General features: G+C 41.2%; 13 protein-coding genes. 10 read left to right on the forward strand and 3 right to left on the reverse strand.

Annotated elements, in window-relative coordinates:
• Positions 1 to 108 precede the first annotated feature (108 nt).
• The 10 genes from arnB (at position 109) to Phpb_RS17565 (ending at position 9,647) form a co-directional block, all read left to right on the forward strand.
• Positions 109 to 1,254 (forward strand): UDP-4-amino-4-deoxy-L-arabinose aminotransferase, encoded by a 1,146-nt coding sequence (gene arnB, locus Phpb_RS17520; RefSeq protein WP_065391459.1) that lies wholly within the window; start codon positions 109 to 111, stop codon positions 1,252 to 1,254.
• Complete coding sequence (arnC, locus tag Phpb_RS17525; protein ID WP_065391460.1) at positions 1,255 to 2,232, forward strand: undecaprenyl-phosphate 4-deoxy-4-formamido-L-arabinose transferase; 978 nt, start codon at positions 1,255 to 1,257, stop codon at positions 2,230 to 2,232. It begins immediately after the preceding gene.
• Positions 2,233 to 4,215 carry a bifunctional UDP-4-amino-4-deoxy-L-arabinose formyltransferase/UDP-glucuronic acid oxidase ArnA gene (arnA, locus tag Phpb_RS17530; RefSeq protein WP_065391461.1) on the forward strand — a complete coding sequence of 661 codons (1,983 nt, stop codon included), beginning with the start codon at positions 2,233 to 2,235 and terminating at the stop codon, positions 4,213 to 4,215.
• Positions 4,215 to 5,108, forward strand: coding sequence for a 4-deoxy-4-formamido-L-arabinose-phosphoundecaprenol deformylase (gene arnD, locus Phpb_RS17535; protein ID WP_065391462.1), 894 nt, complete (start codon positions 4,215 to 4,217; stop codon positions 5,106 to 5,108). Before arnA ends, arnD begins: the two co-directional genes overlap by 1 nt.
• A 7-nt stretch (positions 5,109 to 5,115) precedes the next feature.
• Positions 5,116 to 6,777, forward strand: coding sequence for a lipid IV(A) 4-amino-4-deoxy-L-arabinosyltransferase (gene arnT, locus Phpb_RS17540; protein WP_065391463.1), 1,662 nt, complete (start codon positions 5,116 to 5,118; stop codon positions 6,775 to 6,777).
• Positions 6,774 to 7,115 carry a 4-amino-4-deoxy-L-arabinose-phosphoundecaprenol flippase subunit ArnE gene (arnE, locus tag Phpb_RS17545; protein WP_065391464.1) on the forward strand — a complete coding sequence of 114 codons (342 nt, stop codon included), beginning with the start codon at positions 6,774 to 6,776 and terminating at the stop codon, positions 7,113 to 7,115. The genes arnT and arnE overlap by 4 nt, the downstream gene beginning before the upstream one ends.
• Positions 7,112 to 7,492 carry a 4-amino-4-deoxy-L-arabinose-phosphoundecaprenol flippase subunit ArnF gene (arnF, locus tag Phpb_RS17550; protein ID WP_065391465.1) on the forward strand — a complete coding sequence of 127 codons (381 nt, stop codon included), beginning with the start codon at positions 7,112 to 7,114 and terminating at the stop codon, positions 7,490 to 7,492. Before arnE ends, arnF begins: the two co-directional genes overlap by 4 nt.
• 95 nt (positions 7,493 to 7,587) lie before the next feature.
• Positions 7,588 to 8,073 (forward strand): C40 family peptidase, encoded by a 486-nt coding sequence (locus Phpb_RS17555; protein ID WP_065391466.1) that lies wholly within the window; start codon positions 7,588 to 7,590, stop codon positions 8,071 to 8,073.
• A gap of 240 nt (positions 8,074 to 8,313) precedes the next feature.
• Positions 8,314 to 9,249 (forward strand): hypothetical protein, encoded by a 936-nt coding sequence (locus tag Phpb_RS17560; protein ID WP_065391467.1) that lies wholly within the window; start codon positions 8,314 to 8,316, stop codon positions 9,247 to 9,249.
• Between the two features lie 176 nt (positions 9,250 to 9,425).
• Positions 9,426 to 9,647, forward strand: a complete 222-nt coding sequence (locus Phpb_RS17565) for a type II toxin-antitoxin system TacA family antitoxin (protein ID WP_075489526.1) — start codon at positions 9,426 to 9,428, stop codon at positions 9,645 to 9,647.
• A gap of 100 nt (positions 9,648 to 9,747) precedes the next feature.
• On the opposite strand, the gene Phpb_RS17570 is transcribed toward Phpb_RS17565, so the two are convergent.
• The 3 genes from Phpb_RS17570 to Phpb_RS17580 all read right to left on the reverse strand — a co-directional run bounded on the left by Phpb_RS17570 (position 9,748) and on the right by Phpb_RS17580 (position 11,501).
• Positions 9,748 to 10,125: a flagellar protein FlhE gene (locus Phpb_RS17570; RefSeq protein ID WP_240492603.1), complete on the reverse strand. Its 378-nt coding sequence runs from the start codon at positions 10,123 to 10,125 to the stop codon at positions 9,748 to 9,750.
• 365 nt (positions 10,126 to 10,490) lie between these two features.
• Positions 10,491 to 10,916: a flagellar protein FlhE gene (locus tag Phpb_RS17575; protein ID WP_046394502.1), complete on the reverse strand. Its 426-nt coding sequence runs from the start codon at positions 10,914 to 10,916 to the stop codon at positions 10,491 to 10,493.
• Positions 10,917 to 11,084: 168 nt separating this feature from the next.
• On the reverse strand, positions 11,085 to 11,501 hold the full coding sequence (locus tag Phpb_RS17580; protein WP_065391469.1) for a flagellar protein FlhE: 417 nt from the start codon (positions 11,499 to 11,501) through the stop codon (positions 11,085 to 11,087).
• Positions 11,502 to 11,600 lie beyond the last annotated feature (99 nt).

Genomic DNA, 11,600 nt, shown 5'->3' on the forward strand with positions numbered 1-11,600 from the left:
TCTATAGTAATTTCCACTTAATTTGTTAAATCATACCTGTGTTTACGATTCGTTCAAATATAGTCATCTAATATATCGTTATATTATGAATGAATTGGACTGTGTTTTATGGGTAGTTTTCTTCCATTTTCTCGTCCTGCGATAGGTGATGAAGAAATTCAGGCGGTAGAGAAGGTTCTTCGTTCGGGTTGGATTACAACAGGCCCGCAAAATCATCAATTGGAACAGGACTTTTGCCGCATGTTTGGTTGTAAACATGCGGTTGCATTGGCCTCTGCAACGGCGGGTATGCATCTGACGCTAATGGCGTTGGGAATTGGTCCTGGTGACGAAGTGATTACACCATCTCAAACTTGGGTTTCCACAATAAATATGATCTGTTTGCTTGGTGCTGAACCGATCATGATTGATGTTGATCGTCATACGTTAATGGTCGACGCGCAGGCAGTGAAAAAGGCGATGACTTCCAGAACCAAAGCGATTATTCCTGTTCACTATGCCGGTGCGCCTTGTGATTTAGATGAATTGCGTGGGATTGCTCAGGCGGCGGGTATTCCATTGATTGAAGACGCGGCTCACGCATTAGGAACCCGTTATAAAAATGAATGGATTGGTGAGCATGGTACTGCGATTTTCTCTTTTCATGCCATAAAAAATGCCACTTGCGCGGAAGGGGGGTTAATTGCTACTGATAATAATGAACTTATTGAACGAATTCGGTGTCTAAAGTTTCATGGATTGGGTATTGACGCTTTTGATCGCCAGATTCAAGGCAGGAGACCACAGGCGGAAGTTGTAGAACCGGGTTACAAATATAATTTATCTGATATTCATGCTGCGATTGCTGTTGTGCAATTAAGTAAATTGGAATCAATGAATATTCGCCGGCGGCAAATTGTCGCCCGTTATTCAGCGGCATTAAAAGATTCGCCTTTGCAGATGTTAAGTGTGCCCGATTATGAGCATATACATGCACATCATCTATTTATGGTGCGGGTTGATAAGGATGTTTGTGGCATTGATCGCGATACGTTGATGGAACGTTTGAAAGAGAAAAATATTGGTACAGGTTTGCATTTCAGGGCTGCGCATACACAAAAATATTATCGGGATCGGTATCCGCAATTGTCATTACCCGAATCAGAATGGAATTCAGCAACACTTTGTTCATTGCCGTTCTTTCCTGATATGCGTGATGACGATGTGGATTATGTTATTGATGTTTTACAAGAAATTATTTCGGAGCACAGATAAGTGTTATTTGAACAAATTAAAAAAGTTTCTGTTGTTATTCCGGTTTATAACGAAGAAGAAAGTTTACCTCTTTTATTGGAAAGAACCTTAGCGGCTTGTAAACAATTGACTCAGGAATATGAGCTTATTCTTGTCGATGATGGTAGTAGTGATAGATCTGCTGAAATTCTGATTCAGGCTGCGGAACAATATGAAAATCATATTGTTGCAATTTTACTTAATCGTAATTATGGTCAGCATTCAGCGATTATGGCGGGGTTTAATCAGGTCGATGGCGATTTAATTATTACGCTTGATGCCGATTTGCAGAATCCGCCAGAAGAGATCCCTCGTCTTGTTAAAACGGCTGAACAAGGTTATGACGTTGTGGGTACTCGCCGGGCTAATCGGCAGGATTCTCTATTCCGTAAAACAGCGTCAAAAATCATCAACGCTATGATTACTAAGGCAACAGGCCGCTCTATGGGAGATTATGGCTGTATGCTCCGTGCCTATCGTCGCCATATTGTTGAAGCTATGTTGCAGTGCCATGAGCGCAGCACCTTTATTCCTATTCTGGCAAACACGTTTGCCCGTAAAACCATTGAGATTGATGTCGCCCATGCAGAGCGTGAATTTGGCGATTCTAAATATAACTTCATGAAGCTGATTAATCTGATGTATGACTTGCTGACCTGCCTGACAACTGCGCCTTTGCGTTTGCTGAGCGTCGTAGGCAGTGTGATTGCGGTTTCTGGTTTTTTGCTGGCTGTATTATTGGTGGTTTTACGTCTGATTTTCGGAGCCATATGGGCAGCAGAAGGGGTATTTACGCTATTTGCCATCCTTTTCATGTTTATTGGCGCGCAGTTCGTCGCGATGGGTTTATTAGGTGAATACATAGGCCGTATCTATAACGATGTTCGGGCGCGCCCACGTTATTTTATTCAAAAAGTGGTCGGAAATAAAAAGACCAACAACAACCAGGAAGAGTACTAAATGAAAGCAATTGTATTTGCCTATCATGATATCGGCTGTGTCGGGATCAATGCCTTAATTAAAGCGGGTTTTGATATTCAGGCGGTATTTACCCATACAGATGATCCTAATGAAAACCATTTTTTCTCTTCTGTCGCCCGTTTAAGTGCAGATTTAGAGCTACCGGTTTTTGCGCCAGATAATGTTAACCATCCACTTTGGATTGAACGTATTCGTGAACTGAAACCTGATGTGATTTTCTCTTTTTATTACCGAAATATGCTGAGCGAGGATATTTTATCGCTGGCGAGCACAGGCGCATTTAATCTGCATGGTTCACTGTTGCCAAAATACCGTGGTCGCGCCCCGATTAACTGGGCAATTTTAAATGGTGAAGTGGAAACAGGTGTAACCTTGCATAAAATGGTGTTGAAACCTGATGCAGGGGATATTATTGCTCAACACAAGGTTGCTATTGCAGAGACAGATACCGCGTTGACTTTGCACGGTAAAATTCGTGAAGCAGCGGAAAAACTGCTTAATCAAGTATTACCCCAGATCAAAGCGGGAACTCATCCAGCGATACCTCAAGATGAAAGTCAGGCAACTTACTTTGGGCGCCGTACTGCTGCGGATGGTGAGATTGACTGGAGCAAATCAGCCGCTGAAATTAACAATCTTGTCAGGGCAGTGACTGAGCCATATCCAGGGGCGTTTACTTTTTTAGGTGAGCGTCAGATTACTATCTGGCGCGCCTCTCCGTTGAATGAGACGCATAATAAACAACCGGGAACAGTATTATCGGTAGATCCGTTAATTATTGCCTGTGGAAAAGGCGCGTTAGAAATTATCAATGGGCAGAGTGAATCAGGTTTATATGTTCAGGGCCATCGTCTGGCGGTAGATATGAGCATGGTGACTGATATCCGTGTTGGTCCAAAGGCAACCGCTCAAATTAGCCACCGGAAACGTGTATTAATTCTTGGTGTAAATGGCTTTATCGGTAATCATCTAACAGAACGTCTATTACGTGATGGCAACTATGATATTTATGGTATGGATATCGGTTCTTCCGCCATTGAGCGTTTTATTGGTAATCCGCGTTTCCATTTCATCGAAGGTGATGTCAATATCCATACTGAATGGATCGAATATCACATTAAAAAGTGTGATGTTGTTTTGCCATTAGTAGCCATTGCGACGCCAATTGAATATACCCGTAATCCGCTGCGTGTATTTGAATTAGATTTTGAAGAGAATCTAAAAATTGTCCGTTATTGCGTTAAATACAATAAACGGATTATTTTCCCATCCACATCAGAAGTTTATGGAATGTGTGATGATAAAGAATTTGATGAAGATGACTCTCGTCTGATCGTTGGTCCGATCAACAAACAGCGTTGGATCTATTCTGTATCAAAACAATTGCTAGATCGTGTTATTTGGGCATATGGTGAGAAAGAAGGACTCAAATTCACACTATTTCGTCCATTTAACTGGATGGGGCCGCGTTTGGATAATTTGAACTCCGCGCGTATTGGCAGTTCCAGAGCGATCACACAATTAATATTGAACTTAGTTGAAGGTTCACCGATCAAACTAGTGGATGGTGGCGAACAGAAACGCTGCTTTACTGATATTAATGATGGTATTGAGGCGCTGTTCCGTATTATTGAAAACCGGGATGGATTATGTGACGGTCAAATTATCAATATTGGCAATCCAACTAATGAAGCCAGTATTCGCCAATTGGCGGAAATATTACTTGATAGCTTTGAAAACCATGAACTGAGAGATCATTTTCCGCCGTTTGCTGGATTTAAAAAGATTGAAAGCGGCAGTTACTACGGAAAAGGTTATCAGGATGTTGAACACCGAAAACCAAGTATTAAAAACGCGGAGCGGTTATTAGGTTGGAAGCCAACCATTGATATGAAACAGACGATAAATGAAACACTGGATTTCTTCTTGCGTGGCGCAGTGGAAGAATTAGGGAAAAATTAATGAAACAAGTTGGCTTGAGAGTTGATGTGGATACCTATCGAGGAACCGTTGAAGGGGTGCCGCAATTACTCAAAATTTTGGCAAAACATCAGATTCAGGCCAGTTTTTTCTTTAGTGTTGGGCCGGATAATATGGGGCGCCATTTGTGGCGTCTTTTACGGCCGAAATTCTTATGGAAAATGTTGAGGTCAAATGCAGCATCTCTGTATGGTCTTGATATTTTACTGGCGGGAACGGCATGGCCGGGTAAGAAGATCGCTAAGGATTTAGGCTATTTAATGAAACAAACTCTGGATGCAGGCCATGAAGTGGGTCTGCATGCCTGGGATCATCAGCGTTGGCAGGCGAAAGTCGACCGTTGGTCAGAAGCTCAGTTAACAGAGCAGATTAAACTGGGGGTGGATGCATTGGTACAGGCAATTGGCCAGCGGGTAACTTGCTCTGCTGTTGCGGGTTGGCGGGCTGATGAACACGTAATCGCGGCCAAGCAACAGTTTGGTTTTGATTACAACAGCGATTGTCGGGGAACTCATCCATTCAGGCCCATTTTGCCTGATGGTACTCTTGGTACTGTGCAAATTCCGGTAACGTTGCCAACTTATGACGAAGTGATAGGAATTCAGGTTAAAGATGAAGATTTTAACCAATTTATCCTTGATAAGATGAAAAACAGCCAGGGAGTTCCGGTATATACCATCCATACGGAAGTTGAAGGGATGTCCAAATCCACAGAATTTGCGACACTGTTGGAAATGGTTCATCAGGAAAATATACAATTTTGTGCATTGAGTCATCTGCTGCCTGAAAATATACAGCGACTTCCTGTCGGGAGAATTATTCGTTCCGAATTTCCCGGCAGAGAAGGATGGTTAGGATGCCAACAAGAGGTTTAACTTATCTATGTTAAATAACCGGGCGTGTAAAGTGGGGGCCTTGCTGATGGCTCTTTTTTTTATCCTCACCTACTTATTACCCCTAAATGGCCGTCTGCTATGGCAGCCTGATGAAACCCGTTACGCGGAAATTAGCCGAGAAATGCTGCAACGAGGGGATTGGATTGTTCCATATTTGCTGGATATTCGTTATTTTGAAAAGCCAGTAGCGGGTTATTGGATTAATAATATTAGCCAATGGATTTTCGGTGATAATAATTTTGCTGTCCGTTTTGGGTCGGTTTTCTGTATTTTTATCAGCGCGATTTTATTATATCGACTTGCTATGATGATGTGGAATAACCGGCATATTGCTTTTGCCTCCAGCCTTATTTACATCTCAATGTTTCTGGTATTTGCCATTGGCACTTATAGCGTACTCGATCCAATGTTTTCTTTATGGATAACGTCTGCCATGATATCTAGCTTCTGGGCGTTAAAAGCCGATTGTACTAAACAGCGGATTATGGCATATCTGGTACTGGGCTTATGTTGTGGTATGGGATTTATGACCAAGGGATTTCTGGCATTGGCCGTTCCGGTCATTGCGATGTTGCCCATTGTCATTTATCAGAAGCGGGTTCTGCAAATAATATACTTTGGCCCACTTGCCATTATTTCGGCGGTAGCAATCAGTTTGCCGTGGGTGATTGCGGTTGCCCAACGGGAGCCTGACTATTGGCATTATTTCTTCTGGGTTGAGCATATTAAGCGTTTTTCTTCCGATGACGCACAGCATATTGCACCATTCTGGTATTACATACCGATTCTTATTTTTGGTGTGATCCCGTGGTTGGGATTATTACCCGGCGCGGTGATTAAAGGTTGGAAAGAGAGAAAATCCAATCCTGAAATGTTTTTTCTACTTTGCTGGTTTGTCGTACCATTTTTATTTTTCAGTATCGCGAAAGGAAAATTGCCAACCTATATCTTGCCTTGCATGGCGCCATTGGCAATGATGATGGCTAAATTTGGCGTTGATTGCGTAAGAGATGGCAAAATGAAATTGCTGAAGATCAATGGAATGGTTAACGTATTGATTGGTCTGATAGCGGTAATGGTTTTGTTTGCTATGGAAGCAGTAACAAAACACTCTTTATATCAACCATCAGAATGGCCTAAATGGGTTTTAGCGATTGTTGCTTTTGGTATTTGGGGAATTATTGGTTATCTGTGTTTTGCGTTGAATGGAAAATACTGGTTGTGGTCGGCATTTTGTTCCATAGTTGTCAGTTTAGTGATAGGTAATGCGTTGCCTGAGAATACCGTTAATTCTAAATTACCGCAAAGTTTTATTAATTTACATCATCAGGACCTTGCAGACAGTCGGTACATTCTATCGGAAAGCGTTGGTCTTGCAACCACGGTGGCTTGGGAGATGAAGCGTAGCGATATTTATATGCTTGAGAATTGGGGTGAGTTAGAATATGGGTTGAATTATCCAGATAGCCGATATCGATATATCAGTTATAAAGATTTTCCGCAATGGTTAGAGAAAGCGCGTAAAGAAGGACGGGTATCAGTACTCTTTCATTTATATAAAAATGAAAAATTACCTGATTTGCCAAAAGCAGATCACATTAATCGTAATTATCGCTTTGCTATTTTGGTTTATGAGAAGCGACCATGATAAATTTCACTTTATTGTTGCTGGTTAGCTTACTGACATGTGCGGGTCAGCTATGTCAGAAACAGGCTGTGATATGTTGGCAGAGTGATGTTTATCCGCGGGCATCTGCGCTGAAATGGTTGATAGGGGCTGTGATTCTATTGGCTGTTGGCATGTTATTCTGGCTTCGTCTATTGCAGATATTGCCATTAGGAATTGCTTATCCCATGTTAAGTATAAATTTTATTATGGTCACGTTAGCGGGGAAATTTTTCTATCAGGAGAAAGCAGGCAGAAAACATTGGAGTGGAGTTGTATTTATCATGTTGGGAATTTTGCTGATGAGCTTGAATGAATGAAAGGTTATATTTGGGGATTAGTTAGCGTATTACTGGTGACAATAGCCCAGTTATTACTGAAATGGGGTGTTGTCAATTTACCAGCATTGAATCTTGGTTTGCATTGGTTTGATATTGAGTGGCTGTGGAGTCATCGCCATTCCCTGATGATGGTAATGGCTGGTCTGGCTGGGTATCTATTATCTATGTTGTGTTGGTTATTCACGCTAAAATATTTACCATTAAATAAAGCCTATCCGTTAATAAGCTTAAGTTATGTATTTGTCTATTTAACGGCGGCTTTATTGCCTTGGTTTAATGAAACCATCACATTATTGAAAACTACGGGTGTCATTTTCATTTTGTGTGGTGTCTGGTTGATTAGCCGTCCAGAGTGAAGAATATTTAGCTGTTTTACTTGAAGTACAACCTTGTTTTTTTATCGAGTGCCGGATAGAGTTAACTTATTCTGCTGATCTTATGAGGAAGGGTAATGATAATAAGAACAAAAGAGTTACTACTGTTGCTCAGTCTGTTACTTATTGGCTGTTCCAGCCACGCCCCCAGGACACCGGCGCCTGAGTTAAAAACGGCGCTTTCTGATCCCATCATGGTAATTGCTCAACTTAAGGAGCAGCTTAATCAATGGCATGGTACGCCATATCATTATGGTGGAATGGATCGCCGAGGGGTAGATTGTTCTGGTTTTGTTTACCGTACTTTCAGTGACCGGTTTGATATTCAGTTACCTCGCACTACCGATGGGCAAATAAAATTAGGCGCTCGTATTAATAAAAGCGATTTAATGCCGGGTGATTTGGTCTTTTTCAGAACAGGTAGTGGCGAACATGGGTTACATGTTGGTATTTATGATGCTAATAACCAGTTTATTCATGCCTCGACCCATAAAGGTGTTACTCGCTCATCTATGAATAATGTTTACTGGAAAAAAGCTTTTTGGCAAGCCCGTAGAATTTAAAGTATATTCATTATTGAGAAGGTATTAATTGCAATTATACTGGCTAAAGCGATTTTGGTGAGTTTATTACTTGAGGTCACTATATCTCCTCTCACAGAAAATTTGTTTTTAAATTGAATCATATTATTTTCCTCATTAATGTATTTTCAAATTTAGTCATATTTTATCTGTTAGAAATTAATTATTATTTTGGCGAAGAGAATAGATCTAATAACTTAAATCATCTCAAGAGGAAAACTGATGACAAATAAACAACCTTATTCACCGGAAATAAAATGTTCTCCGTGGGCGCCCAATGATGCGCCATTATTTATCATACTTGGGCAATCCAACAGTTATGGTCATGGAACACAATTACCACAAGGTGAAAAAATTACACAAGGTTTAAAAAACGTATTTACATTATCTCAGCCAGAAGTTTACAGCATTGACTTTCCCGCAATTAACTGGACAGGGCTGACTAGCTTTGGTAATGCCAATATTGGCACTCCTATCGGTTTACCTATTGGCAATCAGGATCACCCAGTCAATGTCGCCAACCGTTTTGCCAAACTTTGGCAAGGCCACATTAACCGGGGCAATGCGCTTAATTTACCTAATCTTTATGTCATTTTAATGGGGTGGGGCGGGCAGGGCATGTATCTGGATAATCCGCCGAATAACCGTTGGGCTCCTGAGCGAAATCCCTGTGATGTCGAATCGCTCTATCCGCGTGCGATCAGAACCTTGCGCATGGCGGTCAAATCACTGCGTAAACTAGGCAAAAATCCTCGTATTTTGGCTGTTCATTGGAACCAGTGGGAAGCAGAAACCGAAAGTTTATTGGCGGCACAGGCATCAGAGCAGAATTTTACCCGCATCATTACGGGTATCAGTGATGCTTTGGGTTCTCGCTGTATACCGTGGAGATTGTATTATCCACTTTCGGTTGTATTTGAACCTATTAACACTCGTTATGTACTTGAAGCAATTAACAATGTTATCGCTGATGATCCCAAATACCGAACGCTAATTGATGCACGGAATTCTCCTGACTATACCGGAAAGGCGCCGGAGTTTGGTGTTTTTCTGCCTGATAGTATTCATTATGATGACAAAACCCAGATATGGTTTGCCCAACAGGAGTGGGAATTGATTTTATCTGGTTATAAAGGGGTTCAATTACCGCAGGATTAATTATCTGAGGGAGACTAAGATGGCGGCCGAGGCCGTCGTCATCTATTATCAGGTAGAAAATAATACATTCTTGGATGTTCATATTGTGCCTTTTCGACATACATATTAATGAACGTCTATTTTTTATGCCATAATGGCACTATGTTTATTATGGAGTAAATAATGTAGATGAAATCATGGCTACTAATACAGAACGCCAAGAGACGTATTTAGAGTTTCTTATTGCATCAAGAATGGAGAGAGCGAGTAACGTGATTGAACGAACTGAAACCTTACATCTTTCGATGGTGGGTGCTAATGCTTTGTTTGCCACTTTAGGAAATCCACCAAAAGCAAACCCTAAGCTGCTTAAAGCCGCAAAGCACTATAAGGATAGGGTGAATGTCTATAATCCTTGAAGAAATCATCTAGTAACTTTCTTAAACCCTACAATATTCAAAGCAAATCAAAATTGCCGCCTATAATACAGACGGCAATCTTTGGAGAGTTATTGAAATATTATTCCCAGTTGACAGTAACTGTTCCGGTTTGGCCAGATACAGGTACTGTTCCACCACTTGCAACTCTCAGAGCATAAAAGAATTGCTGTGCCGGGTCTCTATTATTGAATGCGGTAGTCGTCATTCTTTGAATGCGTGATACATCCAGGCAACTGTTGGTATCTCCGTGGCAAAGATAAACGGATAGTCCTTGAGTATTAGCAGGCCATCCAGCAACGCTCCAAACCCAAGATATTTGAGTAATACTACCCGTCGTTGGTGTAGGTCCAACAATAGGAAGATAGGCAATTTCCGTGAAGTTTCTGGAATATACCGTTGGTAGAGTAATCGAAGATGTATAGCTCCAGCTTGTCGTGAATCCTGTTTGTGGAAACATTGTTAACAATAATGCACTGCTGATGCCACAGAGGGTTGTGAGCACTTTCTTTTTCAATTTCATAATTGCTCCCGATAACTTAATGTTTTCTGTTGCGAGGGCCGGGATGTCTCCTGCGATCTCACACTTTTCGCCACCTAAATCATAAGTGAGGATAGATAAAATACATTAGATGACTTTATTAATTGAGGTGTTTTTTCCTCGAGTTGTCAATGAAAAATGGGAATTTAAATTAAATTTATCTAATGAATTAATGAAATGAAGCCAGAGTTGGAAGACTATTTAGCAGACTATATTGATATTCAAAGCAAATCAGAATTGCCGCCTGTAACGCTGACGGCAATCTTTGGAGGATAATCGAAAAGTTATTGCCAAGTGACAGTAATTTCTCCAGTCTTACCTTCTATTGGCATTATGTTGCCGTCTCCAACTCTTAAAGCGAAAAGGAACTGTTGTGCTGGGCTTCTGTTATTGAATGCGGTAGTTCCACCACTTGTCTCGCGTGATATGTCGAGGCAGCTATTGGTATTTCCCTGACAAAGATAAACCGACAAATTTTTAGGCCATCCATCAACTCTCCAAGCCCAAGTTACAAGGTTAATTTTTCCTGTTGCAGGTGGAGATCCGACAATAGGAACGTTAGCAATTTGTGTGAAATGTTTGTAATGCAGCGTGGGTAGAACAACCGAAGATTGATAGTTTGCCGCGAATGCGGATTGTGAAAACATCGTTAACAATAATGCACTGCTGACGCTACAGAGGGTTGTGAGCACTTTCTTTTTCAGTTTCATAATTGCTCCTGGTAACTTGATATTTTCTATTGTGCGATCTTGGATATATCCTGAAATTTCGCACCGTTTGCCACCGACGTTATATTTAGAAAGCCATACTGATATTCAATATTGGTCAGAATTGCCGTCTATAGCGCTGACGGCAATCTTTGGAGAGTTATTGAAATATTATTCCCAGTTGACAATAACTTGTGCTGCCTGGCCTGCTATTGGCATGACATTACCGTTTCCAACACTTAAGGCGAAAAGGAACGGCTGTGCCGGGCTTCTATTATTAAATGCGGCTGTCGACATTCTTCGCGTGCGTGATACATCTATGCAACTGCTGGTATCTCCCTGACAAAGATAAACCGATAAATTCTGAGGCCATCCAGCAACGTTCCAAGTCCAAGATACATTATTAATCCTTCCTGTTGCAGGAGGAGATCCGAGAATAGGAACGTTAACCGTTTCTAAGAAATTTTTGGAATACAGAGTAGGCAGAACAACGGAAGAAGCATAGCTCCCGCCTGCTGCGAGTGAGAATTGCGAAAACATCATTAACAGTAATGCACTACCAATCCCAAAGATTTTTTTCAATTTCATGGTTGTTATCCTGATAATTTAATTTCTTCATATTGATGAGATCTTGGATATGTCTTTCGATCTCGCCCCCTTTTGCTTCCTGAATTTCATAACAACACC

The organism is Photorhabdus namnaonensis, assembly GCF_001684335.1.
In the GTDB taxonomy this organism is placed as follows: domain Bacteria; phylum Pseudomonadota; class Gammaproteobacteria; order Enterobacterales; family Enterobacteriaceae; genus Photorhabdus; species Photorhabdus namnaonensis.

Excerpts from the sequence above, each read along its gene's own strand:
- arnB (WP_065391459.1), top strand. The coding sequence starts at position 109 with ATGGGTAGTTTTCTTCCATTTTCTCGTCCTGCGATAGGTGATGAAGAA.
- arnA (WP_065391461.1), top strand. The coding sequence starts at position 2,233 with ATGAAAGCAATTGTATTTGCCTATCATGATATCGGCTGTGTCGGGATC.
- arnD (WP_065391462.1), top strand. The coding sequence starts at position 4,215 with ATGAAACAAGTTGGCTTGAGAGTTGATGTGGATACCTATCGAGGAACC.
- arnT (WP_065391463.1), top strand. The coding sequence starts at position 5,116 with ATGTTAAATAACCGGGCGTGTAAAGTGGGGGCCTTGCTGATGGCTCTT.
- arnE (WP_065391464.1), top strand. The coding sequence starts at position 6,774 with ATGATAAATTTCACTTTATTGTTGCTGGTTAGCTTACTGACATGTGCG.
- arnF (WP_065391465.1), top strand. The coding sequence starts at position 7,112 with ATGAAAGGTTATATTTGGGGATTAGTTAGCGTATTACTGGTGACAATA.
- Phpb_RS17555 (WP_065391466.1), top strand. The coding sequence starts at position 7,588 with ATGATAATAAGAACAAAAGAGTTACTACTGTTGCTCAGTCTGTTACTT.
- Phpb_RS17560 (WP_065391467.1), top strand. The coding sequence starts at position 8,314 with ATGACAAATAAACAACCTTATTCACCGGAAATAAAATGTTCTCCGTGG.
- Phpb_RS17565 (WP_075489526.1), top strand. The coding sequence starts at position 9,426 with ATGGCTACTAATACAGAACGCCAAGAGACGTATTTAGAGTTTCTTATT.
- Phpb_RS17570 (WP_240492603.1), bottom strand. The coding sequence starts at position 10,125 with ATGTTTCCACAAACAGGATTCACGACAAGCTGGAGCTATACATCTTCG.
- Phpb_RS17575 (WP_046394502.1), bottom strand. The coding sequence starts at position 10,916 with ATGAAACTGAAAAAGAAAGTGCTCACAACCCTCTGTAGCGTCAGCAGT.
- Phpb_RS17580 (WP_065391469.1), bottom strand. The coding sequence starts at position 11,501 with ATGAAATTGAAAAAAATCTTTGGGATTGGTAGTGCATTACTGTTAATG.